Origin of the sequence: Streptomyces sp. Ag109_O5-1, from assembly GCF_003814875.1 — a bacterium.
Taxonomy (GTDB): domain Bacteria; phylum Actinomycetota; class Actinomycetes; order Streptomycetales; family Streptomycetaceae; genus Streptomyces; species Streptomyces sasae.
This window is the reverse complement of the sequence record NZ_RKQF01000001.1, coordinates 8,329,845-8,352,391: the sequence shown is the minus strand read 5'-3', so window position 1 is coordinate 8,352,391 and position 22,547 is coordinate 8,329,845. Positions and strand designations below refer to the sequence as shown.

22 protein-coding genes are annotated in these 22,547 nt (G+C 71.9%); 11 read left to right on the top strand and 11 right to left on the bottom strand.

All coding sequences use genetic code 11. From position 1 onward, the window contains the following. Window positions 1-43: 43 nt before the first annotated feature. Window positions 44-817, top strand: a complete 774-nt coding sequence (locus EDD90_RS38040) for a MerR family transcriptional regulator (protein ID WP_123977603.1) — start codon at window positions 44-46, stop codon at window positions 815-817. Then, window positions 814-1,506, top strand: a complete 693-nt coding sequence (locus tag EDD90_RS38035; protein WP_123977601.1) for a hypothetical protein — start codon at window positions 814-816, stop codon at window positions 1,504-1,506. Before EDD90_RS38040 ends, EDD90_RS38035 begins: the two co-directional genes overlap by 4 nt. Here EDD90_RS38035 and EDD90_RS38030 read toward each other — a convergent pair. Continuing rightward, on the bottom strand, window positions 1,397-2,833 hold the full coding sequence (locus EDD90_RS38030; protein WP_123977599.1) for an RNB domain-containing ribonuclease: 1,437 nt from the start codon (window positions 2,831-2,833) through the stop codon (window positions 1,397-1,399). The two genes, EDD90_RS38035 and EDD90_RS38030, sit on opposite strands and share 110 nt — an antisense overlap. Window positions 2,834-2,950: 117 nt before the next feature. Here EDD90_RS38030 and yaaA point away from each other — a divergent pair, with 117 nt between their 5' ends. Together yaaA and EDD90_RS38020 are read left to right on the top strand one after the other, a co-directional pair. Further along, the gene (gene yaaA, locus EDD90_RS38025) at window positions 2,951-3,733 is read left to right on the top strand and encodes a peroxide stress protein YaaA (protein ID WP_123977597.1); all 783 of its coding nucleotides are present in this window, start codon (window positions 2,951-2,953) and stop codon (window positions 3,731-3,733) included. Window positions 3,734-3,838: 105 nt separating this feature from the next. Continuing rightward, a complete protein-coding gene (locus EDD90_RS38020) occupies window positions 3,839-4,486 on the top strand; it encodes a bifunctional 4-hydroxy-2-oxoglutarate aldolase/2-dehydro-3-deoxy-phosphogluconate aldolase (RefSeq protein ID WP_123977595.1) in 648 nt (215 codons plus the stop codon). Here the strand turns inward: EDD90_RS38020 and EDD90_RS38015 are convergent. Genes EDD90_RS38015 through EDD90_RS38005 form a run of 3 tightly spaced genes read right to left on the bottom strand, consistent with a single transcriptional unit; the run spans window position 4,458 to window position 7,283 of the window. Further along, complete coding sequence (locus EDD90_RS38015; protein WP_123977593.1) at window positions 4,458-5,675, bottom strand: bifunctional RNase H/acid phosphatase; 1,218 nt, start codon at window positions 5,673-5,675, stop codon at window positions 4,458-4,460. The two genes, EDD90_RS38020 and EDD90_RS38015, sit on opposite strands and share 29 nt — an antisense overlap. A 28-nt stretch (window positions 5,676-5,703) precedes the next feature. Then, entirely contained in the window at window positions 5,704-6,447 is a 744-nt protein-coding gene (locus EDD90_RS38010) for a zinc ribbon domain-containing protein (protein ID WP_123982072.1), read from the bottom strand. Beyond that, window positions 6,444-7,283 carry a Nif3-like dinuclear metal center hexameric protein gene (locus EDD90_RS38005; RefSeq protein WP_123977591.1) on the bottom strand — a complete coding sequence of 280 codons (840 nt, stop codon included), beginning with the start codon at window positions 7,281-7,283 and terminating at the stop codon, window positions 6,444-6,446. Before EDD90_RS38005 ends, EDD90_RS38010 begins: the two co-directional genes overlap by 4 nt. A gap of 188 nt (window positions 7,284-7,471) precedes the next feature. Here EDD90_RS38005 and EDD90_RS38000 point away from each other — a divergent pair, with 188 nt between their 5' ends. Further along, window positions 7,472-8,758, top strand: a complete 1,287-nt coding sequence (locus tag EDD90_RS38000) for a hypothetical protein (RefSeq protein ID WP_123977589.1) — start codon at window positions 7,472-7,474, stop codon at window positions 8,756-8,758. Window positions 8,759-8,881: 123 nt separating this feature from the next. Continuing rightward, entirely contained in the window at window positions 8,882-9,040 is a 159-nt protein-coding gene (locus tag EDD90_RS55880; RefSeq protein ID WP_185149378.1) for a hypothetical protein, read from the top strand. Window positions 9,041-9,102: 62 nt separating this feature from the next. Here the strand turns inward: EDD90_RS55880 and EDD90_RS37995 are convergent, their stop codons facing one another. From EDD90_RS37995 to EDD90_RS37985, 3 genes are read right to left on the bottom strand one after another with little or no spacing between them, the layout of a single operon-like run. Continuing rightward, a complete protein-coding gene (locus EDD90_RS37995) occupies window positions 9,103-10,050 on the bottom strand; it encodes a 3-oxoacyl-ACP reductase (protein WP_123977587.1) in 948 nt (315 codons plus the stop codon). A 10-nt stretch (window positions 10,051-10,060) separates the two neighbouring features. Then, a complete protein-coding gene (locus EDD90_RS37990; protein ID WP_123977585.1) occupies window positions 10,061-11,137 on the bottom strand; it encodes a Zn-dependent alcohol dehydrogenase in 1,077 nt (358 codons plus the stop codon). A gap of 29 nt (window positions 11,138-11,166) precedes the next feature. Next, window positions 11,167-12,024, bottom strand: coding sequence for a MaoC/PaaZ C-terminal domain-containing protein (locus tag EDD90_RS37985; protein WP_123977583.1), 858 nt, complete (start codon window positions 12,022-12,024; stop codon window positions 11,167-11,169). 257 nt (window positions 12,025-12,281) lie between these two features. On the opposite strand from EDD90_RS37985, the gene EDD90_RS37980 reads away from it, so the two are divergent. From EDD90_RS37980 to EDD90_RS37970, 3 genes are read left to right on the top strand one after another with little or no spacing between them, the layout of a single operon-like run. Next, window positions 12,282-13,211 (top strand): ABC transporter ATP-binding protein, encoded by a 930-nt coding sequence (locus EDD90_RS37980; protein WP_123977581.1) that lies wholly within the window; start codon window positions 12,282-12,284, stop codon window positions 13,209-13,211. Continuing rightward, window positions 13,211-13,927 (top strand): ABC transporter permease, encoded by a 717-nt coding sequence (locus EDD90_RS37975; RefSeq protein WP_123977579.1) that lies wholly within the window; start codon window positions 13,211-13,213, stop codon window positions 13,925-13,927. The genes EDD90_RS37980 and EDD90_RS37975 overlap by 1 nt, the downstream gene beginning before the upstream one ends. A gap of 15 nt (window positions 13,928-13,942) precedes the next feature. Continuing rightward, a complete protein-coding gene (locus EDD90_RS37970) occupies window positions 13,943-15,223 on the top strand; it encodes a sensor histidine kinase (protein ID WP_123977577.1) in 1,281 nt (426 codons plus the stop codon). Here the strand turns inward: EDD90_RS37970 and EDD90_RS37965 are convergent. Next, on the bottom strand, window positions 15,201-16,772 hold the full coding sequence (locus EDD90_RS37965) for an alpha-L-arabinofuranosidase B (RefSeq protein WP_123977575.1): 1,572 nt from the start codon (window positions 16,770-16,772) through the stop codon (window positions 15,201-15,203). The genes EDD90_RS37970 and EDD90_RS37965 overlap by 23 nt on opposite strands. A gap of 249 nt (window positions 16,773-17,021) precedes the next feature. On the opposite strand from EDD90_RS37965, the gene EDD90_RS37960 reads away from it, so the two are divergent. Beyond that, the gene (locus tag EDD90_RS37960) at window positions 17,022-17,654 is read left to right on the top strand and encodes a response regulator transcription factor (protein ID WP_123982070.1); all 633 of its coding nucleotides are present in this window, start codon (window positions 17,022-17,024) and stop codon (window positions 17,652-17,654) included. A gap of 34 nt (window positions 17,655-17,688) precedes the next feature. Here EDD90_RS37960 and EDD90_RS37955 read toward each other — a convergent pair whose 3' ends face one another. From EDD90_RS37955 to EDD90_RS37940, 3 genes are all read right to left on the bottom strand, one after another. Then, complete coding sequence (locus tag EDD90_RS37955; protein WP_185149377.1) at window positions 17,689-18,507, bottom strand: hypothetical protein; 819 nt, start codon at window positions 18,505-18,507, stop codon at window positions 17,689-17,691. After that, window positions 18,507-19,046, bottom strand: a complete 540-nt coding sequence (locus tag EDD90_RS37950) for a SigE family RNA polymerase sigma factor (protein ID WP_123977571.1) — start codon at window positions 19,044-19,046, stop codon at window positions 18,507-18,509. The genes EDD90_RS37955 and EDD90_RS37950 overlap by 1 nt, the downstream gene beginning before the upstream one ends. A gap of 305 nt (window positions 19,047-19,351) precedes the next feature. Beyond that, entirely contained in the window at window positions 19,352-20,551 is a 1,200-nt protein-coding gene (locus EDD90_RS37940; RefSeq protein WP_185149376.1) for a lipid-transfer protein, read from the bottom strand. A gap of 187 nt (window positions 20,552-20,738) precedes the next feature. On the opposite strand from EDD90_RS37940, the gene EDD90_RS37935 reads away from it, so the two are divergent. Continuing rightward, window positions 20,739-22,493, top strand: coding sequence for an MFS transporter (locus tag EDD90_RS37935; protein WP_123977569.1), 1,755 nt, complete (start codon window positions 20,739-20,741; stop codon window positions 22,491-22,493). The last annotated feature ends 54 nt before the right edge of the window (window positions 22,494-22,547 follow it).

Here is a 22,547-nt window from a genome sequence, read left to right as displayed (position 1 = left end):
GGCGGCTTGACCCTGCCGCCACGTCAACGTCTGTACTGGTCCCATGCGGATCGGAGAACTCGCCGCCGCCGTCGGCGTCACCACGCGCACGGTGCGGCACTACCACCACCAGGGCCTGCTGCCCGAGCCCGAACGCCTCTCCAACGGCTACCGGGACTACACCCTCCGGCACGCCGTCGTCCTCGCCCGGATCCGGCGGCTGACCGAGCTGGGGCTCGGGCTCGCCGAGGTACGGGACGTCCTCGCGGACGACGCCGGCAAGGACCTCGTCGAGGTGCTCACCGAGCTCGACGAGGACCTCGCCCGGCAGGAGGCGGACATCCGGGAGCGGCGGCAACGGCTGCGGGACCTGCTGGACGCGGGCGAGCTGCCCGCCGAGGGGCCCGTCTCGCCGGAGCTGGCCGGCTTGTTCAGGGCGACGGCCCCGCACTTCGGCGACTCCCCCATGGCCGCCAAGGACCGTGAGGTGTTCGCCCTGGTGGAGACGGTCACGGACCCTGCGCAGCGCGCTCAGCTGATGTCCCTGGCCGGTGCCATGGCCGGGTCACCGCGGGCGACGGCCCGGGCCAACGAGGTGTACACGCTCCTCGACGCCCTCGCCGACGCCGAGACCGACGATCCCCGGGTGGCCGAGGCCGCCCGGGTGATCGCCGGCGCCATCCCGGCCGGCGTGCTCCCGGACCGCGGCCTCGACCACGGGAACAGCTTCATGCGCGCCCTCTACGCCGACCTCGCCCCGGCCCAGGCGGCGGCGATCCGACGGGCGCTGGACATCGTGACGACAGGGGAGACCCGCGAGACCGGGGAGGGGCCATGAAGACGGCGGTGAAGACGACGTACGCCATGCTCCGGCACGAGGTGCGGCTGATGGCGAGCCTGGTGCTGTGGGCCGCCCGGCGCACCAGCGGAACGGGCGGACCAGGGGTGAGGTTCGGGTACGCCAAGGGCCAGGGCGCGATGATGTCCGGGTTCGCCTTCATGTGCGCGGTCGAGACGGTCGCCATGTCGGTGCTGCTCCGCAACTGGCCTGCCGTTGAGCGGGTGGCGCTGGTCCTGGACGTCTACACGGTCCTCATGGTCGTCGGCCTGCACGCGGCGAGCGTGGTTCATCCGCATCTGCTGACCGCGGACGCGCTGCACGTCCGGAGCGGCGTCCGGGTCGAGCAGCGGATACCGCTGGACTCGGTCAAGTCCGTACGCGGCGACACCCGTTACCTGCACGACAAGGCCGCCGTCGCCGAACTCGACCTGCCCGTCGGCTCCCAGACCTCGGTGACCCTCGAACTGGCCGAGCCCGTCACCCATGTCTCCCTGCTGGGCCGTCGGCGCGAGGTGAGCGTCGTGCGGTTCCACGCCGACGACGCCACCGGTCTCGTACGGGCTCTGAACAGGGCGCTCACGCAGGTGCGAACCGCACCTTCGCCGTCCCCGGATCGGCCTGGGTCAGCCGTACCGGCAGCCGCTCGCCCAGCGGAAGAGGGTTCCCGTCCTCGATCCGCCCTATGACGGCGGGTTCCTGCAGCTGCACCCGGCCCACGGTCGGCCGGCGCTCCTCGACCTCCACCACACAGCCGTCGAAGACCTCCCCGACCCGGTCCTTGAGCAGGGCCGCCTCGACGATGTCGACGCACTCGCGTTCCACCGTGCCCGCGCGCCGTGCGCCCTCGGCCATCTGTTTGGGGAGCGTGTCCAGCGCCATCAGCACCCAGTCCGGCGGCTCCTCGCCCTCGACCGCCGCGAGACAGAGTTCGGAGGCGTAGCGGTCGGCCAGCCGGCGCAGGGGCGCGGTGCAGTGCGCGTAGGGGGCGGCGACGGCCGCGTGGGTGGTGACCGCGGGCAGGACGCCGTCCCGGAAGACCGTGTAACCGGCGCCGCGCAGCAGGGTGGTGCACTCCTGGAGGAAGGCCGCGTGGCGGGGGCGGTGCGGGTTCAGGGAGCGGATCAGCGCCGCGTACGAGACGTGGTGCGGCCACTCGATGTGCAGCGCGTGTGCGGTACGGCGGAGGCGGGCGACCGCGCCGTCTGGGGCGACCGGGAGGGTGCGCAGCACGCCGGTGCCGTGGGCCAGCATCAGATCGGCCGCCGCCATGCCGGTGAGCAGGGAGATCTGCGCGTTCCAGGCGTCGGCGGGCAGCGGGGCGCGGTAGGTGAGTTCGTAGGTGTGGTCGTACTCGACGATCTCCTGCTCCGGCACGTTGAGGGAGATGCCGCCGCGCTCCACCTCCAGGCGTTCGCGGGCCTCGCCGATCTCCCTGAGCAGCGCGACGGGTTCCTCGGCGGTCCCCTCGTCGATCCGCTTCTGCACGCCGGCGTAGTCGAGCTTGGCCCGGCTGCGGACGAGCGCCCGGCGGACGTCGGCGGTCCGGGTCCGTCCCTCGCCGTCCAGTTCGATGGTCCACAGGACGGCGGGGCGGGTCTGGCCGGGGAGCAGGCTGGCCGCGCCCTCGCTGAGCACGGTCGGATGCAGCGGGACCTTCCCGTCCGGGAAGTAGAGCGTGTTGACGCGGTGGTGCGCCTCGGAGTCCAGGGCGCCGCCGGGTACGACGAAGGCGGCGACGTCGGCGATGGCGTACCGGACGCGGTAGCCGCCGTCGTGCCGGGACAGGTGCATCGCCTGGTCGAGGTCGTTCGCGGTGGGCGGGTCGACCGTGAAGAAGGGGATGTCGGTCGCGTCGTGGCCGGGCACGGCCGGGTACTTGGCGGCGCTCTCGGCCTCCGCCTGCACCTCGGTCAGGAAGCTCTCCTGGATACCGAGGTCGGCGCGGAGCGCGGCGAGCGCGGTCCGGAGGGGGGCCTCAGGGGCACCCTTGACGCGGATGTGGCGGCGGGGCATAGGACGAGCGTAGTCACATCGCGCTCCTCCGGCGCCTTACTCTGGCGCGAGGCGTTGGTGATGAACGCCGGTGACGAAGAGCCGGTGACGAAGAGCCGGTGATGAAGAGGAGTACGTGTGCTGGTCCTGCTGCCGCCCTCGGAAGGCAAGGCGTCCTCGGGCCGTGGTGCCCCGCTGAAGCCGGAGTCGCTGTCCCTGCCGGGGCTGGCGGACGCGCGCGAGGCCGTGCTCGCCGAACTGGTCGACCTGTGCGCAGGCGATGAGGACAAGGCCCGCGAGGTCCTCGGGCTGAGCGAGGGGCTGCGCGCGGAGGTCGCGAAGAACACGCAGCTCAGGACGGCGGGCGCGCGGCCGGCCGGGGAGATCTACACGGGGGTGCTGTACGACGCGCTCGACCTGGCCTCCCTGGACGCGGCCGCGAAGCGGCGGGCGGCGCGGTCGCTGCTGGTGTTCTCCGGGCTGTGGGGCGCGGTGCGGGTGACGGACCGGATTCCGTCGTACCGCTGCTCGATGGGGGTGAAGCTGCCGGGTCTTGGCGCATTGGGCGCGCACTGGCGGAAGCCGATGGCCGAGGTGCTGCCGGAGGCGGCCGGGGCGGGGCTGGTGCTGGACCTGCGGTCGGCGGCGTACGCGGCGGCGTGGAAGCCGAAGGGGGAGGTGGCCGCGCGGACGGCGACGGTGCGGGTGCTGCACGCGCCGACGCGGAAGGTCGTCAGCCACTTCAACAAGGCGACGAAGGGGCGGATCGTACGGAGCCTGCTGACCGCAGGGGCGGCGCCGGATGGCCCGGGTGAGCTGGTGGAGGCGTTGCGGGACCTGGGGTACGAGGTGGAGGCGACGGCTCCGGGCAAGGCGGGGCAGGGGTGGGCGCTGGATGTGTTGGTTACGGAGGTTCACTAGAGTTAGAGGGTATAGCGGTCGTTACGGCCGCTACGAATTGGCCTCCATTGCAGCATGCGCAACGCTGATTGCACACTCTGCAGCACCCCGGGCAGCATGTTCGTCATGCCCATCTCCGTGCTGGACCTCGCACCCGTCGTCCCCGTCGTCGTGATCGAGGACGCCGGCGATGCCGTACCGCTGGCTCGGGCACTGGTGGCCGGTGGGCTGCCCGCGATCGAGGTGACGCTGCGGACGCCGGTCGCGCTCGACGCGATCCGGGCGATCGCCGGCGCGGTGCCGGGCGCGGTGGTCGGGGCGGGGACCGTTCTGACGCCGGAGCAGGTCACGGAGTGCGTGGCGGCCGGGGCACGGTTCCTGGTCAGCCCGGGGTGGACGGACGGGCTGCTGACGGCGATGGTCGCGTCCGGGGTGCCGTTCCTGCCGGGGGTGTCGACCGCCTCGGAGGTCGTGGCGCTGCTCGAACGCGGGGTGCGGGAGATGAAGTTCTTCCCGGCGCAGGCGGCCGGCGGCACGGCGTACCTGAAGTCCCTCGCCGGTCCGCTCCCGCAGGCCCGCTTCTGCCCGACGGGAGGGATCGGTCCGGACAACGCGCCGGATTACCTCGCCCTCCCCAACGTCGGCTGCGTGGGCGGCACTTGGATGATCCCGGCGGACGCCGTGGCCACCCGGGACTGGGACCGTGTCGAGTCGCTGGCCCGGGCGGCGGCGGGGCTCCGGAGCGTCAGGGACGCAGGTGGGACGTGTCGTTGAAGAGCCGGACGCTCGCGTTGCCGTCGGCGTAGTACGCCACCGCCGACAGGGAGGCCGCCGACAGTTCCATACGGAACAGGGACTGCAGCGGGGCGCCGAGGGCGAGTTGCACGAAGGTCTTGATCGGCGTGACGTGGGTGACGAGCAGGACCGTGCGGCCCGCGTAGGCCGCGATCAGCTTGTCGCGGGTGGCCGCGATGCGCGCCGCGGTCTCGGCGAAGCTCTCGCCGCCGCCGGTGGGGTGGGCCGACGGGTCGGCCAGCCAGGTGGTCAGGTCGTCGGGGTAGCGCTCGCGGACCTCGCCGAAGGTGAGGCCCTCCCAGGCGCCGAAGTCCGTCTCCTTGATCCCCTCCTCGATCGTCACGTCGAGGCCGAGGCGCTCGGCGACGGCCCCGGCGGTCTGCCGGGTGCGGGTGAGGGGGGAGGCGAGGATCGTCTCGATCGTGCCGCGCCGGGCGAGCGCCTCGGCGACGCGGCGCGCCTGCTCCTGGCCGACGTCGGAGAGGGCGGGGTCGGTGCCGCCGCTGCCGGAGAAGCGTTTCTGGGGGGTGAGGGGGGTCTCGCCGTGGCGGAGGAGGACGAAGGTGGCGGGTGCCCCCATGTCTGGCGACGCCCAGCCGGAGGTCGGCTGAGGTGCCGTCGCCACATTGCTCGCGGCGTGGGTGTCGTGGCCGACTGCCTCGGCAGTCGTCACAGTGCGGGTCGGCGGGGGCTGGTCGCGCAGTTCCCCGCGCCCCTTACGGGGCGCTGCCTCCGCCGTCGGTGACCACTGCTCGCCCCGCTTGCCCGCGTCCATCGCCTCGTTCGCCAATCGGTCGGCGTGCTTGTTCTGCTCCCGGGGGATCCACTCGTACGTGACCTGCTCGGCCGGGAAGATCCGGCCGGCCTGCATCGCCAATGGCTTCATGTCGGGGTGTTTGATCTTCCAGCGGCCCGACATCTGCTCGATGACCAGCTTGGAGTCCATGCGGACGTGGACGGCGGCGGCCGGGTCCAGGTCGTGCGCCGCGCGCAGGCCCGCCAGCAGGCCGCGGTACTCGGCGACGTTGTTGGTGACGACGCCGAGGTACTCGGCCGCCTCCGTCAGCGTCTCGCCGGTCGCCGCGTCGATGACCACCGCGCCGTAGCCGGCGGGTCCCGGGTTGCCCCGGGAGCCGCCGTCCGCCTCGACGATGAACTCCCTTGCCACGTAAGCCCCTTAAGACCCTGAGGTGTTCCTACAGGCCGGACTCGGCCGTACGCACCAGGATGCGGCGGCAGTTCTCGCAGCGGACCACGGTGTCGGGCGCGGCCTTGCGGACCTCGGCCAGCTCGGTGATGGCGAGCTCCTGGCGGCAGCCCTGGCAGGTGCGGGCGTACAGCTTGGCCGCGCCGATGCCGCCCTGCTGCTCGCGCAGCTTGTCGTAGAGCTTCAGCAGGTCGGCCGGGACCACGCCGGCGATGACCTCGCGCTCCTTGGTCACCGTCGCGGCCTCGGCGTCGATCTCCTCGGACGCGGCGTTCCGGCGGGCGGTCGCGTCGTCGATCCGGCCCTGGACCGCGCCGACCCGCTCGGTCAGCTCGGCGACCCGGTCCTGCGTCGTCTCACGGCGCTCCATGACCTCCAGGACGACGTCCTCCAGGTCGCCCTGGCGCTTGGCGAGGGAGACGATCTCCTTCTGGAGGTTCTCCAGGTCCTTCGGAGAGGTGACCGCGCCGGAGTCCAGGCGCTGCTGGTCGCGGGCGGCGCGCTGGCGCACCTGGTCCACGTCCTGCTCGGCCTTGGTCTGCTCGCGGGCGGTGTCGCTCTCCTCGGTCTGCGCGGCCACGAGCAGGTCGCGCAGCTGTGTGAGGTCCTTGGTCAGCGACTCGATCTCGGCGTGCTCGGGCAGCGACTTCCGCTTGTGCGCCAGCTGCTGGAGGCGTACGTCCAGGGCCTGGACGTCGAGGAGTCGGATCTGGTCGGCAGGCGCGGCGTTCAGTTGGGGGCTCCAAGGGACGGTGAGTGGCTGGTCCAGGGGTCGGTGACCGTCTTGGAGACGTGCACGCGCAGGTCCCAGCCGTGGCGGTCGGAGATCTCGTCGAGCTGGGCTGCGGCCAGCTCGCACCAGGGCCATTCGGTGGCCCAGTGCGCCGCGTCGAGCAGCGCGAGGGGGCTGTGGGCGACCGCTTCCGACGCCGGGTGGTGGCGCAGGTCGGCGGTGAGGAAGGCGTCCACACCGGCGGCGCGCACGACGTCGAAGAGGCTGTCGCCGGAGCCGCCGCTGACGGCGATCGTGTGCACGAGGGCCTCGGGGTCGCCGGCGACGCGGATGCCCTGTGCGGTGGCGGGGAGGCGGGCGGCGGCCCGCGCGGCGAGCTCGCGGACCGTCACCGGGTGGTCCAGTTCGCAGACGCGGCCGAGGCCCCGGCGGCCCTCCCGGTCGGTGGGGTCCGGGACCAGGGGGCGTACGACCCGCAGGTCCAGGGCTCCCGCGAGCGCGTCGGAGACGCCCGGGTCGGCGGTGTCGGCGTTGGTGTGGGCGACGTGCAGCGCGATGTCGTTCTTGATGAGGGTGTGCACGACCCGGCCCTTGAAGTGGGAGGCCGCCACCGTCGTCGTACCGCGCAGATAGAGCGGGTGGTGGGTGACCAGCAGGTCGGCGCCCAGTTTCACGGCCTCGTCGACGATGTCCTGCACCGGGTCGACGGCGAACAGGACCCGGCCGATCTGCTGGTCGGGGTCGCCCACGACCGTGCCGACCGCGTCCCAGGACTCGGCCCGCTCGGCGGGCCACAGGTTGTCCAGCGCGGCGATGACTTCTGACAGACGGGGCACGGGGAAAAGGCTACCTGCCTGTTCCGCGGGGCTGTACCTGCTCACCCACGGGAGGCGGCGCGCAGCACACCGGCCCCTGTTTCCTCAGGCGAATCGCCGGGCGTGCACCCGTATGTGTGAAGCCATGGACTGCCGGTCCCCCGCCTGTGCGTGCGAAAACTAGCTTCGTGGCCGGAGGTGACCGAACGATGACGGCCTGTGCGATCGAACCCTCGGCTGCGGCCGAGCACGACGGCGTGCCGGGGGCGGGCTGCGCCATCACGACGGACCGCGCCATCACGGTGGACTGCGCCATCACGGTGGACGGGGCGTACGCGGCCCGGCTGGCTCAGCAGGAAGGTTCCTGGTACCCGGAGCGGTGGACGCTGGACGGTCCCGAGCCGTACGCCGTGCCGCTGCCCGGGAACCAGCCCGAGGAGCCCGGCACGGAGGTGCAGCCGATGGGTGACGGGCGGGTGCTCATCCACCGGCTGGCGGACGGGCGGCACTACTTCGCCCTGCTGTATCCGACCGAGCCGGGCACGGGTGAGCTGCCGCTGGGTGCGGTGGAGTGCCCGGACGAGGGTGCCTCGCTACGGCTGCTGCCGCCCGCGCCCGGGGGTGTGCGGGCGTTCGCGCTCGCCGTGGGCCCGCGCTCCTCCACGGTGTGGCTGGTGGCGGGCGGGGCCTTCGGGCCCGAGCGGCTCGCGGTGCTTCCGGGGCGGTGTTCCGGCGGGGTCTGGCTGGACCGGGGCGGGCGGATGCTGGCGCTGAACCGGGAACTGGGCGGGCGGACCAAGGCGGTCGTGGTCGATCTGGAGCGGGGCGGTGAGGTGTCGCCGCTGCTGCAGATCGCCCCGGACAGCGACGACCGGCTGCTGCTCGCCGACCCGGACAGCGGGCTGATCCTGGTCGGCTCGGACGCGCCCTGTCCCGGGCAGGAACGATTGGGCTGGGGCGTCCTCGGCAGCACGCTGCCGGTGCGCTTCCCGGAGAGCCTGCGGGTGACGGAGGTGCCGGACTGCACGGTGACGCCGTTCGCGGTCCAGCCGGGGCAGGTGCTGACGCCGGAGGGCTGCGGGGTCGCGGTGCGGATCGAGGGTCCGCTCGGCGGCTGGGTCGGCGCCTGGCGGCCCCGGGAACGCCGGATGTGCCATCTCCCGGCGCCGGAAGGGTGGTTGTCCGGCGCCGGGTTGTGGACGCAGCACGGGGCGCTGCTGCTGCCGTACGCCACGGAGGAGGTCCCGTGCGGTGTGGCGGCGGTGGCGGTGCCCTGGGGGGAGACGGGGGGTCCGGGGGGCTCGGGGGAAACGGGGGGCTCGGGGGAAACGGGGGAGCCCGGGAGGTGGGGGGACGTGGGACCGGGGGATCCGGTTCGGGACGGCGTGGCTGCCGGGGCGTCGAGTGCGCCCGGGGAGCCGGCCGAACCGGATACCCCGGGACCTGCCGTGAACCGGCCGGTACCCTTGCAGCAGGCTCCGCTGGCCCGTCTGTGACGAACTCCCCCGTCTGTAACGAACTCGCAGCGGTCGGCGTGCCCGCGTGGATCCCCCCTGTGGTCGGCCGGTTAAAATCGCCGCGCTGTAAGAAAGATCATGTTGACGGGGTGAATTCTTCCGATGAGCGACGCCAGCACGTCCCAGCAGCTGTCCGCCGACCTCGATGAGCCCGACGGCCACGGCAAGCACCGTGGTCAGGTCTCGGGTCAGGACAGCGAAGCGGCCCCCAGTGGGCGGCACCGCAAGCCGGAGCCGGCCGAGACGGTGGCCTGGGCCTGACGGTACACACGACAGCGGCTCCGCCCCTGAGGGGGCGGAGCCGCTGTCGCGTTCTCGCCGTCCTACTGCCGCTTCAGCCCCAGCACCTCCGCCGCGGCGAAGGTCTCCCCCGTCGGCCGTCCGGCGTAGTGCGGGGTGAGCAGGGCGTCGAGTTCGTCGTAGCTGAAGGTGTCCTGTTTGCTGTCGAACTTCGCCTGGACGTGCGGCCGTTCAACGATCGCCACCATCCCGCCGTGTACGACGAGCAACTGGCCGTTGACGCGTCCGGCGGCCGGGGACGCCAAGTAGCCGACGAGCGGGGCGACATGCTCGGGGGCGAGGGGGTCGAGGCCCTCGGCGGGCTGCTCGAACCCGGCGAAGACGTCCTCGGTCATCCGGGTGCGGGCGCGCGGGCAGATCACGTTGGCGGTCACGCCGTACTTGGCGAGGGCGAGGGCCGTGGAGGTGGTCAGGCCGACGATCCCGCCTTTCGCGGCCGCGTAGTTGGGCTGGCCGGCGGAGCCGGCCAGGAAGGCCTCGGAGGAGGTGTTGACGATCCGGCCGTACACCTTCGCGCCGCCCGCCGCCTTGGACCGCTCCCGCCAGTGCGCGGCCGCGAAGTGGGTAGTGTTGAAGTGGCCCTTGAGGTGGACCCGGATCACCGAGTCCCACTCCTCCTCGGTCATGGAGAAGACCATGCGGTCGCGCAGGATGCCGGCGTTGTTGACGAGGATGTCCAGCTTGCCGAAATGGGCTGTCGCCAGGGCGAGAAGGTCTCGCGCCTGCGAGAAGTCGGCGACGTCCCCGGTGTGGGCGACGGCCCGGCCGCCCTCGGCGCGGATCTCCTCGACGACCTGCTCGGCGGGACCGGTGGAGGCGTTCCCGGAGCCGTCGCGGCCCGGCTGCCCGAAGTCGTTGACGACGACGGCCGCGCCCAGCCGGGCGAGTTCGAGCGCCTCGGCCCGGCCCAGCCCGCGGCCGGCGCCGGTGACGATCGCGCTGAGCCCGTCCAGAGGCCTTTCTTCCGGCATCCGACGGCCCTCAGATCTCTATGCAGGTGCGCAGCGCGGTGCCGGTGCGCATCTGGTCCAGTGCCTCGTTGATCTCCGCCAGCGGCACCCGGTGGGTGATCAGGCTCTCCAGGTCGACGCGGCCGGCCCGCCACAGGGCGATCGTCCGCTCGTAGGAGCTCACCACGTCGCCGCCGCCGTACATCGACGGCAGGATCCGCTTCTCGTCGAAGAACAGCTCGAACATGTTCAGTTGGAGGAAGTCGTCCATGGCGCCCGCGCCGACGACCACCAGGGTGCCGCCGCGCCGGGTGTTCTCGTAGGCCGTGCGGGCGGTAGCGGACCTGCCGACGACCTCGAAGACGTAGTCGAAGCCCTCGCCCGCGGTGACCTCCTGCTTGGCGCCGGGCAGTTCGTCCGGTGAGACGGCCTTCGTGGCGCCGAACCTGAGCGCCGACTCGCGCCGGGAGGCGACCGGGTCGACGGCGACGATCTCGGCGGCGCCCTTGAGCCGCGCCCCCTGGATCGCGGAGATCCCGACGCCCCCGCACCCGATCACGGCGACCGACGAACCGGCCTCCACATCGGCCGTGTTGAGGGCCGCGCCGAGCCCGGTGGTCACCCCGCAGCCGATCAGCGCGGCGATGTCGAAGGGCACGTCGTCGGGGATCGGCACCGCACACCCGGCGTCGACCACGACCTCCTCCGCGAAGGTGCCGGTGCCCGCGAAGCCGAAGACATCACCGGTGGGACGCCTGAAGTTGGGGGTGCCAGCGTTCATGAACCCGGCCAGGCACAGTTCGGTCTGGCCGCGCTTGCAGGCGGGACACGCGCCGCAGGCCGGCAGCCAGCAGACCACCACCCGGTCGCCGGGCTTCACGCGGGTGACGCCCTCCCCCACCTCCAGGACCTCGCCCGCGCCCTCGTGGCCCGGCACGAACGGCCCCGGCTGCGGCAGCACCCCGCTCATCGCCGACAGGTCGGAGTGGCACAGCCCGGTGGCGCGCACCCGTATGCGCACCCTGCCGGGCCCGAATCCCACCGCCTCGACGTCGTCGAGGACTTCGAGCTTGTCCTGGCCGATCTCGTGCAGTACGGCTGCGCGCATGGTGCGGCTCCCCTCAACTGCTCACTGGATCAAGAGTGTTCGACGATCGTGTCGGCGAGGACGGGCGCGTCGTCCCGCTCGACGGCGCTGACGGCCACCCGTGTCGACTCCGCGGCGCGCCACATACGGATCCGCAGCGTCTCCCCCGGGTACACCACCCCGGCGAACCGCGTCTCGTACGACCGCACCCGCGACACGTCCCCGTCGAGCAGGGTGTCCACGACCGCCTTGAGGGTCATGCCGTAGGTGCAGAGCCCGTGCAGGATGGGCCGGTCGAAGCCGGCGAGCTTGGCGAACTCGGGGTCGGCGTGCAGCGGGTTGTAGTCGCCGGAGAGGCGGTAGAGCAGCGCCTGGTCCTCGCGGACCGCGCGCTCCACGGTCCGGTCGGGCTCGCCTTCGGGCGGCTCCGGCCGGGTCGAGGGGCCGCGGTCGCCGCCCCAGCCGCCCTCCCCCCGTACGAAGATCTGCGCGTCGTTGGTCCACAGCGGGCCGTCGGCGTCCGCGACGTCGGTGCGCATCACGAGGACGGCCGCCTTGCCCTTGTCGTACACGGCGGCGATCCGGCCGGTGGCGGTCGCGGTGCCCGCGACCGGGATGGGGCGGTGGATCTCCAGCCGCTGCCCGCCGTGCAGCACCTTGGCGAGGTCGACGTCGATGCCGGGCATGGACAGTCCGCTGATCACCCCGGGCGAGCCGGCGCCCGCGACGGTGGCGAAGCTGGGCAGGACGTGCAGCCGGGTCTCCAGGGTGTAGCGCAGTTCGTCGGGGTCGGTGGCGGGGCGGCCCGCGCCGATGCCGAGGTGGTAGAGCTGGACGTCCCGGCGCTCCCAGCGGATCTCTCCGGACCGGGGTTCGGCGGCGAGGGCCTTGGCTGCGTCGATGGGCATACGGCTCCTGAGGTGTCTCAAGACCTCGGCACGACCGTCCGCACCGTCGGCCGCACCGAGGTCGTCCACGGGGCGTGCGGGTCTAGAACGCGTTCCAGTCCAGCGCACCTTGTATAGCCCAGCGCTCCGGACTTGTGAAGGCTCCTGACGGTGTGTCAGTTCGCCTCGGGGTGCGCGCGACCCGGGACATTTGTCCTGCCGGAGTCGGTACATGCGCATCTGCCGGACGGGCGGGCCGGATTCGTAGCTTGGTGGCCATGACGCAGACGCATTGTGCCGCCGTGTCCTTCGCGGGCGCGGTCAAGACCTTCGGTGCCGTACGTGCCGTGGACGGCGTCGACCTGACCGTCGAGCCCGGTGAGACGGTCGCCCTCCTCGGCCGCAACGGCGCGGGCAAGTCGACGGCGATCTCACTGCTGCTCGGCCTCATCGAGCCCGACGCGGGGACGGTGCGGCTCTTCGGGGGACCGCCGGAGCGGTCGGTGCGGGCGGGCCGGGTCGGCGCGATGCTCCAGGAGGCGCGGGCCGTTCCCCGGGTCAGGGTGCGCGAGCTGGTCGCCTTCGTCGCCGGGCGTTACCCGGAACCGCTGCCGGTGGCGCGGGCCCTGGCGCTGGCCGGGATCGCCGAGCTGGCGGAGCGGCGCGTGGACCGGCTGTCCGGCGGCCAGACCCAGCGGGTCCGGTTCGCCGTCGCCCTCGCCGGGAACCCCGCGCTGCTGGTGCTGGACGAGCCGACGGCCGCGCTGGACGTGGAGGCGCGGCACGCGTTCTGGGCGTCGATGCGGGGGTTCGCCCGCCGCGGCCACACAGTGCTGTTCTCCACGCACCACCTGGAGGAGGCGGACCGGTACGCCGACCGCATCCTCGTCGTGGACCGCGGCCGGATCGTCGCGGACGGTACCGGCGAGCAGCTCAAGCGGTCGGTCGGCGGCGGTCTGGTCGCCGTCGACCTCGCCGGGCGCGCGACGGACGGCCTGGAGCGGCTGCCGGGGGTGCGCTCGCTGGAGATCCGCGGCGACCGGGCCCGCCTGCGCACCGACGACCCGGACGCCACGGTGCTCGCGCTCGCCGCGCTCGGCGCGGTACGGGGCCTGGAGGTGGCCCCGGCGTCACTGGACGACGCGTTCCTGGCACTGACGGCGTCCGAGCCGGAGCCGCTCACCTCACCTGCGACGGAGGCACTGTGATGCTGGACTACCTGCGCCTTGAGGTGCGCCGCACCCTGCGGGACGCCGGATTCGTCATCGGCGGGATCGCGATGCCCGTGCTGATGTATCTGCTGTTCACCAACCTCGGTGCGGCCGACGGGAGCTGGAAGACCGGGGCGATGGTCGGGATGGCCGGGTACGGGGCGGTCGGCTCCGCACTGAACACCGGGGGCGGGGTCGCCGAGGACCGGGCGATCGGGTGGCTGCGGCAGCTCAGGGTGACGCCGATGACCCCGCGCCAGGTCGTCGTCGGCCGGGCCCTGACCGGTTCGGTGACGGTGCTCCCGGCGATCGTGGCGGTGCTCGCGGCGGGCGGTCTGCTCAACGGGGTACGGCTGGCCGCCTGGCAGTGGGCGGCGATCGCGGTGCTGCTGTGGCTGGGCTCGGTGCCGTTCACCCTGCTGGGGCTCGGCAACGGCTACCGGCTGACCGGGCAGACCACGGGCGTGGCGAACATGGCCTGCAACCTGGGCCTCGCGGTACTCGGCGGACTGTGGTTCCCGATCGCCCTGTTCCCCGCCTGGCTGCGCTCGGTGTCGGCGTACACGCCCACCTACCGCTTCGCCCAGCTCGGCACCTCGGTGGCGGAGGGCCGCGCCCCCGCGCCCGGGGCGGTCGCGATGCTGGCCTTCTGGCTGCTGGTGTTCGGTTCGTACGCTGTGCTGTCGTACCGCCGGTCCGGACGGGCCGGCTGACCGGGGGAGCGAGAGATGTACTGGATGCGAGGAGTGCGCAGTCGGCTGCGCGAGTGGCAGGCGGCACAGGAGCGGTGGAAGGCGGACATGCGGGCCTTCCGGGCCTCGGAGAAGGAGGCGCGCCGGACCGGCGCGAAGGTGCCCGAGCAGCCTGGTCCGCCGCCGACCGCCTTCTCCCTGGTGCCCTGGCTGCTGATGGGGCTGGGCGCGTTCTCCAATCTGTTCCAGGGCAAGACCCCGAATCCATGGGTCGGCGGCCTGGGGCTGCTCGCCTTCAACTCCCTCTACATCTACGTGTCGACCCGCGCGTTCGTGAAGGAGAAGCGGCAGGCGGTCTCGACGCGGGTGGCACTGGCACTGATGGCCGTGATCACCTGCGGCCTCGCCGGCGGTTACGGCGGCAGCTGGGAGCTGTTCTTCCCCTTGCTGGGTCTGGCGACGGGCGCGGCGCTGCGGGGCGAGCACCTGCGATGGGCCGGCGCGGCCGTCGCCACGCTGGCCGGTGCGGTCACCGCCGGCCACGACGGCTGGAACGGCCTGAACATCGGGTACGCCACCTGGATCTCGACGATGGTGACGGCGGCGATCCTCAGTCTCTCCGAGGCCGTACGAGAACTGCGCGCCGCCCGCGAGCAGCTGGCGCACCAGGCCGTGGAGAAGGAACGGCTGCGCTTCTCCCGCGATCTGCACGACCTGCTGGGCCACACCATGTCCGTGATCGTGGTGAAGTCGGAGGCGGCCCGGCGGCTGGCACCGCGGGACATGGACGCGGCGCTCGCCCAGATCACCGACATCGAGTCGGTGGGCCGGCAGGCGCTCACCGAGATCCGTGAGGCCGTCACCGGCTACCGCGAGGGCAGCCTCGGCACCGAACTGGACCGGGCCCGCTCGGTGCTGGACGCGGCCGGGGTGGAGCCGGTGGTCGGCCGCTCGGGCGCCCCGCTCGCCCCGCAGACCGAGGCGCTGCTGGGCTGGGTGGTGCGGGAGGCGGTCACCAACGTCGTACGGCACTCCGGCGCGACCCGCTGCGAGATCACCGTCGACGGCAACGCGGAACGGGTCCGTCTCACCGTCGCCGACAACGGCACCGGCACCGGCACCGCTGACGAAGGCCCCCGCCGGGAGGGCGTCGGCGGCACCGGTCTGAAGGGGCTGACCGAGCGCCTCGCGGCGGCGGGCGGCTCCCTCAGGGCCGGCCCGTCGCCGCGCGGCGGCTTCACGGTCACCGCGGAACTCCCCGCCGAGGCGATGGAGTTGCTGACCTCGGCGGCTGCTACGGAGCCCAGGGAGAGGTGACGGCCCAGCTCACGTCGTCGGTCCACGACGTGGCGGTGTCCCAGGCGTTGGAGCCGCCGTCGCTCGCTATGTAGAGGTTGTAGTTGTAGTGGCGCAGGTATTTCGTCGGGTAGTTGTACGAGGCGAAGGACGTGCCCGTGCCGCTCTTGCCGGTCGTCGGGCAGAAGGTGGCGTCCTGTCGATACGTGGTGGTGCCGTCCATGGGTTGCCGGTAGATCTTGTAGTTGTAGTGGCGCAGGTAGTCGCCGGGGTAGTTCCGGGACTCGAAGGAGACGCAGGAACTGTCGGCGAGGCCGGGGCGGACGATCCAGGTGGCGTCGTTCTTGTCGAGGGTCGAGCTGCTGGAGGTGATGGCGGACAGGACGCCGGCGTTGTTCTGGTGGCGGACGTAGTCCGCGGTGCAGCAGGACGTCGTGGCCTGGAGGGAGATCTCCGAGGCGGAGCTGAGGCTGCCGGTGGAACCGGTCGCGCCGCCGTAGCCGACGGAGACGATGTTGGACTGGACGGAGTCGTCGGCGGCGTCGGTCGGGATGCCGGAGGTCATCACGCCCTCGAAGAACGAGCCGATGGAGCCGTTGCTGTTGTCACCGCCGGTGCCGAGGACGATCGCGCCCTCCTGGTGCATCGGCGAGTAACCGCTGCTGGTGCTGGGCTCGCCGCCGGAATACGTGGTGGTGAGGCTGCCCGATTGAGCATTTCCCCATTTCAGTGCGAAATGGTCCTGCCCATTGTTCTTCAGCAAAGCGGTGACGAACGGCAGAGCGCCCGTGCCCGTGTTGGACGAGTTCGTGCTGTAGCCGAGGTTGGACTCGAAGAGCCCGTTCTCCAGGTCCGCCTGCACCCAGGGTCCCGAGCCGTAGCAGGGCGAGAACCAGCACTCGGTGCCGAAGTTGATGGCGTCCATGTGGCCGTTGCCGGTGTCCTTGTTGTTGGTCTCGGCGTTGCCGTAGTCGAAGCAGCAGCTGCCGTTCACATGGGTGCCGGAGGTGACCATGTACATCCCCTCGGCGGCGCCGTTGGTGGCGACTCCCGAGGTGGCGTCGTTGCGGTAGCCCATGCCGGCCGAGATCTCCAGGCCGTAGACCTGGTGCCCGCCGACGGTCACCGGCAGTGCGTCCGCCGGGGACCCGACATCGGCCGAGCCGGCGCCGCCGGCACCCTCGACGGTGAGGTCGTTGTGCTTGGACGACTGGTCGTAGATCTTGGTGATGATGCAGGTGGTACCGGCGCAGAAGGAGTTCTGGGCGGCGGCGTTGGCGTAGCCGCCGGTGGACAGCAGGCCGATGTTGGCCGTGGTGCCGTCCGAGGCGCGCTGCACCTGGTAGAGGGAGCCGCTGTAGGACGAGTACAGCGCCCGGACCATGCTGTGTGCGGCGACGCACGGGGTACCGGCGGCGGCGTAGACGTCACAGGGCAGCGAGCTCGCGGCGGATGCCTGCGGGGCGCCCGCCCCGACGACGAGCGCGGCGATGGTCGCGAACGCCGCGAGCACGGACAGCACGGCCCTCTTCAGCCGTGGCGGACAGGAGCGTGCGGCTCGTAGGGACACTGAGAACACGGTGCACCTCTTCTTCGGTTCCTCGTAGGGCGGTGCGGGTTCTTGGCCGGTATACCGAACGTCGTTCGATCGAAATACCGAACCTATTCAGCTGTCGAAATGCCGACCATTCGGGGAATTGCAGAGGCGATTGTTTGAGCACGGTCAAGCTCCGTCAAGACCTGCGGACCGGAACAATGACTACTCTTTAATTGCCGGGCCCGAGGCTAGGCTTGGGCTGTGTACGAGCCTGCGAACGAGATGCCCCGGTCCCACCGGCCCGCCAAGTCCATCCGGGTACTGCTCGCCGAGGACCAGGGGATGATGCGCGGAGCACTCGCCTTACTGCTCGGGATGGAGCCGGACATCCAGGTCGTCGCCCAGGTCGGGGCGGGTGACGAGATCGTGGACGCGGCGCTCACGCACCGGCCGGACGTGGCACTCCTCGACATCGAACTCCCGGGCATCAGCGGCCTGGACGCGGCGGCGGAGCTGCGCGAGCAGGCACCGGACTGCCGGGTGCTGATCCTCACCACCTTCGGCCGGCCCGGCTATCTGCGCCGGGCCATGGACGCCGGTGCGGCCGGTTTCCTCGTCAAGGACGGGCCGGTGGAGGAGCTGGCCCAGGCGATCCGGCGGGTGCTCACCGGGGAGACCGTGGTCGACCCGGCGCTCGCCGCGGCCGCGCTCAGCGCCGGGCCGAACCCGCTCACCGCCCGTGAGTGCGACGTCCTCAAGGCGTCGGTGGACGGCGCGACCGTCTCCGACATCGCGGCGAGGCTGCACCTGTCGGAGTCGACGGTCCGCAACTATCTCTCCGCCGCGATCGGCAAGACCGGCACCCGCAACCGCGCGGAGGCGGTGCGGGAGGCCCGCCGGCAGGGGTGGCTGTGACCTCCCGGCGGGCCGGCCGACAGGTGGCGGCGCGTTACTTCGTCACCTCCGCCGACTGGTAGACCGTGCCCTGCGGGGCCACGCAGACGAACCAGTTCGCCGTGGGGAAGCCGTCGACCGTGCGGATCGCGTTGCCGTCGTCGTGCGCCGAGAAGCCGTCGGCGGGGTGGGCCACGCTGGTCCGGCCGTCCTTCCAGTGGCAGGTGACCTCCTGGGCGGTCCTGGCGACGATGCCGATCACCAGCCGGCCCGAGCTCGCGGGGTCGGACGAGAACCGGGTGGCGATGGCCTCCAGGTCCGTGCCGGCGTAGGACTCCGGCTTGCGGACGGTGTTGAACATGACCTGCTGGGCGTGCTCCTCACCCCAGCCCCGGGTCGCGAAGAACGACATCTTGCCGATCAGATCGGCGGGCTTGCGGACCTCCGCCGGCATCACTCCCAGTTCGGCCATGGCGTCGAACTGCCGGTCCGCCTCGTTCTCGTCGCGTGGTGCTCCCCACACCTGGACGCTGACATGCCACTCCTTGCCCTGGTAGGTCCCCCGCGACACCTCGGTCCGCTGCGGCTCGTACACATGCCGCGCCTCGGGAGGCGCCGGCTTCGCCACCTCCTGTGCCCGGTGCTCCCCCGGAAGCCCCGCGAACGCCAGTGTCGCCCCCGCCGATCCGCCCAGCACCACCATCGCCGTGGCCGCCGCCATCGCCCACCGCCGGGCCCGGCGCCGCCGGCCGCCGCGCATCACCGCCTGCACGGGGGCTATACCGATCTCGACCTCGTCCGTGGCGTCCGCGAGGAGGAAGGCGATGTCCGTCTCCGTCTGTGTCATGTACTGCTTCTCCCGGTCCACGCTCATCAGTTACGCCCTCCCTGCGCCACCATGTCGGCCAGCCCCGGTATGGCACGGAGTTTCGCGATCCCCTTGGCCGCGTTGCTCTTGACCGTGCCGACCGAGCAGCCCATCGCCTCCGCCGCCTGTGTCTCCGTCAGGTCCTCCCAGTAGCGCAGCACCACCGCCTCCCGCTGCCGCGGCGGCAGTTGGGCGAGCGCCTTGAGCAGGGCGCTGCGGTCGTCGGCCTGGGCGATCCGGTCCCCCGTGTCCGGCACCTCCCGCACCAGGCCCGAGTCGTCCCTGGGCGCGAGGAACTCCTTGAGTTTCCTTCTGTGCCGACGGGCATGCGCGTTGATCATCACGCGCCGTACATACGCCTCCGGATCGTCGGCCGAGCCGACCTTCCGCCAGGCCACGAAGACCTGTTCGAGCGTCGTCTGGACGAGGTCCTCGGCAGCGTGCTGCTCCCCCGTGAGGAGAAATGCCGTACGCATCAGCCGCGGCCAGCGGCCGATCATGAAGCTCTGGAACTCCTCGTTCCGAGCGTTGTCCCGTTCCCCCATGGGCACCTCCTAGATGTAAAGAGGAGTCCGCGACCCGCCCGGACCGTTGCCTGCCCCGCCAGAACTTTCCGGCCGACCTCGCCAGAACTTCCGGCCTGCCTCGCCAGTGCCCTCGGCCGGCCCCGCCGGAACTTCCGGGCTACCTCGTGGAGGCGTTCGGGCGCGGCAGCCACAGCAGCATCAGCACCGCCCCGGCCAGCAGCAGCCCGGTGCTGGTGCGGAAGGCCGCCGCGTACCCCTCCGTCAGGGCGGCCGCGTCGCCGGCACCGCCGGTCCGGGCCGCCGCGATCGTCGACGTGTACGGCCTACGCCGCCCCGCGCAGCAGCGTCACCACCGCCGCCCCGCCCAGCCCGATGTTGTGCGCCAGTCCCACCCGCGCGCCCGCGACCTGCCGGTCCCCTGCCGCGCCGCGCAGCTGCCACACCAGCTCGGCGGTCTGCGCGAGCCCGGTCGCGCCGAGCGGATGCCCCTTGGAGATGAGCCCTCCGGAGGGGTTCACCACCCAGCGCCCGCCGTACGTGGTCGCGCCGGACTCGACGAGCTTGCCCGACTCGCCGACGGCGCACATGCCGAGCGCCTCGTACGTCAGCAGCTCGTTGACCGAGAAGCAGTCGTGCAGTTCGACGACGTCGACGTCCTCGATGCCGAGGCCGGAGCGGTCGTACACCTGCCGGGCCGCCGCCCGGGACATCGGCTGCCCGACGACGTCGATGCACGAGCCCGACGCGAAGGACTCCTCGGTGTCGGTGGTCATCGCCTGCGCGACGATCTCGACAAGTCCGGTGAGTCCGCGCCGCTTTGCGAAGCGTTCCGAGACGACCACGGCGGCCGCCGCGCCGTCGGAGGTGGGCGAGCACTGGAGCTTGGTGAGCGGGCGGTGGACGGTGCGGGCGGCGAGGACGTCGGCGACGTCGTAGACGTCCTGGAACTGGGCGTAGGGGTTGTCCGCCGAATGCCGGTGGTTCTTGGCGGCCACCGCGGCGAGCTGCGCCTCCGTGGTGCCGTACCGCTCCATGTGCTCGCGGGCCGCGTCGCCGAAGATCTGGGCGGTGGGCGGGGTCATCTCGAAGCCGTGCCGGGCGGCCATGATGCCGTAGTGCCGGGCGACGGGTGAGGTGGCGAAGTCGCCCCCGTCGGCCCCGCTCCCGAGCGCGCCCTTCTTCATCTTCTCGAAGCCGAGCGCCAGTACGCAGTCGGCCGCGCCGCCCTCGACGAGCTGCCGGGCCAGCATCAGCGCGGTCGCGCCGGTGGCGCAGTTGTTGTTGACGTTGTAGACGGGGACGCCGGTGAGACCCAGTTCATAGGCGGCACGCTGACCGGCGGTGGAGGGCTGGAAACAGTAGCCGACAGGAATCTGTTCCACATCGCCGTACGAGATCCCGGCGTCGGCGAGAGCGGAGCCGCCCGCCTCCCGAACCATGTCCCAGTACTGCCAGTCCCGGGTCTCGGGCTTCTCGAACTTGGTCATCCCGACCCCGGCGACATACGCCTTCACAGCAGCCATGACGCGGGAGATTAGAACACGTTCCACAAACTGGCCAGACCTTGACGACGGATCAGAAACCCATGGGATGGTCAAGGATTCGTTAGCAGCTCGAAGCAACGGAATAGTTGCCTGTGCATACGAGGTTTACCCACCACTTATCCACGACTTCTTGCCCGTCACTCTCTCGGCCCGGAGGCCTCACTCAATGACGCACACGACGACCGACCAGCCCACCCGGGGCGCGAGCGGGGCCCTGGTCCCGGTCCTCGCCTTCGCGGGCATCGTGGTCGCGGTGATGCAGACCCTGCTCGTCCCGGTCATCAAGGACCTGCCGCAGCTGCTGGGCACCGCGCCCAGCAACGCCACCTGGGTCCTGACCTCGACGCTCCTGTCCGGTGCCGTGGCCACTCCGATCATGGGCCGCCTCGGTGACCTCTACGGCAAGCGGCGGATGCTGATCCTCAGCCTCGCCGTGATGGTGGTCGGCGCCCTGGTCAGCGCGCTCACCAGCCAGCTGCTCACGATGATCGTCGGCCGTACCCTCCAGGGCTTCGCCATGGGCGCGATCCCGCTGGGCATCGGCCTGATGCGCGACATGCTGCCGCGCGAGAAGCTCGGCTCGGCAATGGCCCTGATGAGCTCCTCGATCGGCGTCGGCGGCGGCCTCGCACTGCCCGCGGCGGCCCTGGTCGCGCAGCACATGAACTGGCACGCCCTGTTCTACGGCGCCGCCGGCCTCGGCGTGCTCTCCATAGCCCTGACCCTCCTGGTCGTACCGGAGTCCCCGATGCGCGCGGAGGGCTCCTTCGACGTGGTCGGCGCGCTGGGCCTGTCCACCGGCCTGGTGCTGCTGCTCCTGCCCATCACCAAGGGCAGTGACTGGGGCTGGTCGTCCGGCACCACGCTCGGCCTGTTCGCCGCCTCCGTCGCCGTCCTCCTCCTGTGGGGCGTCTTCGAACTGCGCCACTCGGCCCCGCTGGTCGACCTGCGCACCACGGCCCGCCCGGCGGTGCTGTTCACCAACCTCGCGTCGATCATGGTCGGCGTCAGCTTCTACGTCGTCTCGCTGGTCCTTCCGCAGCTGCTCCAGCTCCCGAAGGCCACGGGCTACGGCCTCGGCCAGTCGATGGTCGCCGCGGGTCTGCTGGTCGCCCCGCTGGGCCTGACGATGATGTTCACCGCCCCGGTCTACGCCCGCCTGTCCGCCAAGTACGGCCCCAAGACCACCCTCATCCTCGGCCTGCTGATCATCGCGATCGGCTACGGCGCGGGCCTCGGCCTGATGAGCGCGCCCTGGCAGAGCCTGGTCATCGCGGTCGTCCTCGGCGCGGGCATCGGCCTCGCGTACTCCTCCCTGCCGGCGCTCATCGTCGGCGCGGTCCCGGCGTCGGAGACGGGCGCGGCCAACGGCCTCAACACGCTGATGCGGTCCATCGGTACGTCCGTGTCCAGCGCCGTCATCGGCATGGTGCTGGCGAACACCGCGAACAACGTCGGCGGCGTCGAGATCCCGACCATGCACGGCTTCCGGGTGTCCTTCCTGATCGCCACGGGCGCGGTGGCGGTGGGGCTGGTCCTCGCCCTGTTCCTGCCGAAGCGGAGCCTGCCGGCTGCCGAGGCCGCCCAGCACACGCAGCTGCGGGCGAGCAGCGAGGAAGACGCCGCGCTCGTCACCGCGGAGGAGGTGCTGCGGGGCTTCCGTGGCCGCGTCCTGTCGGCGCAGGGGGTCCCGGTGGCCCGGGCCAAGGTCACGCTGATCGACCGGCGGGGGCGGCAGGCGGGCGCGACGCTCTCCGGTGACGACGGGACGTATGCGCTCGCCGTGCCGGCGGAGGGGGCGTATGTGCTGGCCGCGATGGCGGTCGGGCATGGGCCGCTGGCTTCTTCCGCGACGCATGCGGGGGATGAGCGGGCTGTTGACCTGGATCTTTCACTGCCTGGGGAGACTGTCAGCGCCTAGTGGCGTGCCGTGACCTGCCGGTTGGCGGGTGCGGGTGCTCTGTGGCTGGTCGCG

What these genes read in the sequence shown, in the direction of transcription:
- EDD90_RS38040 (WP_123977603.1), top strand. Translation starts at nt 44, where the DNA reads ATGCGGATCGGAGAACTCGCCGCCGCCGTCGGCGTCACCACGCGCACG.
- EDD90_RS38035 (WP_123977601.1), top strand. Translation starts at nt 814, where the DNA reads ATGAAGACGGCGGTGAAGACGACGTACGCCATGCTCCGGCACGAGGTG.
- EDD90_RS38030 (WP_123977599.1), bottom strand. Translation starts at nt 2,833, where the DNA reads ATGCCCCGCCGCCACATCCGCGTCAAGGGTGCCCCTGAGGCCCCCCTC.
- EDD90_RS38020 (WP_123977595.1), top strand. Translation starts at nt 3,839, where the DNA reads ATGCCCATCTCCGTGCTGGACCTCGCACCCGTCGTCCCCGTCGTCGTG.
- EDD90_RS38000 (WP_123977589.1), top strand. Translation starts at nt 7,472, where the DNA reads ATGACGGCCTGTGCGATCGAACCCTCGGCTGCGGCCGAGCACGACGGC.
- EDD90_RS55880 (WP_185149378.1), top strand. Translation starts at nt 8,882, where the DNA reads ATGAGCGACGCCAGCACGTCCCAGCAGCTGTCCGCCGACCTCGATGAG.
- EDD90_RS37995 (WP_123977587.1), bottom strand. Translation starts at nt 10,050, where the DNA reads ATGCCGGAAGAAAGGCCTCTGGACGGGCTCAGCGCGATCGTCACCGGC.
- EDD90_RS37990 (WP_123977585.1), bottom strand. Translation starts at nt 11,137, where the DNA reads ATGCGCGCAGCCGTACTGCACGAGATCGGCCAGGACAAGCTCGAAGTC.
- EDD90_RS37985 (WP_123977583.1), bottom strand. Translation starts at nt 12,024, where the DNA reads ATGCCCATCGACGCAGCCAAGGCCCTCGCCGCCGAACCCCGGTCCGGA.
- EDD90_RS37980 (WP_123977581.1), top strand. Translation starts at nt 12,282, where the DNA reads ATGACGCAGACGCATTGTGCCGCCGTGTCCTTCGCGGGCGCGGTCAAG.
- EDD90_RS37975 (WP_123977579.1), top strand. Translation starts at nt 13,211, where the DNA reads ATGCTGGACTACCTGCGCCTTGAGGTGCGCCGCACCCTGCGGGACGCC.
- EDD90_RS37970 (WP_123977577.1), top strand. Translation starts at nt 13,943, where the DNA reads ATGTACTGGATGCGAGGAGTGCGCAGTCGGCTGCGCGAGTGGCAGGCG.
- EDD90_RS37960 (WP_123982070.1), top strand. Translation starts at nt 17,022, where the DNA reads ATGCCCCGGTCCCACCGGCCCGCCAAGTCCATCCGGGTACTGCTCGCC.
- EDD90_RS37955 (WP_185149377.1), bottom strand. Translation starts at nt 18,507, where the DNA reads ATGAGCGTGGACCGGGAGAAGCAGTACATGACACAGACGGAGACGGAC.
- EDD90_RS37950 (WP_123977571.1), bottom strand. Translation starts at nt 19,046, where the DNA reads ATGGGGGAACGGGACAACGCTCGGAACGAGGAGTTCCAGAGCTTCATG.
- EDD90_RS37940 (WP_185149376.1), bottom strand. Translation starts at nt 20,551, where the DNA reads ATGGCTGCTGTGAAGGCGTATGTCGCCGGGGTCGGGATGACCAAGTTC.
- EDD90_RS37935 (WP_123977569.1), top strand. Translation starts at nt 20,739, where the DNA reads ATGACGCACACGACGACCGACCAGCCCACCCGGGGCGCGAGCGGGGCC.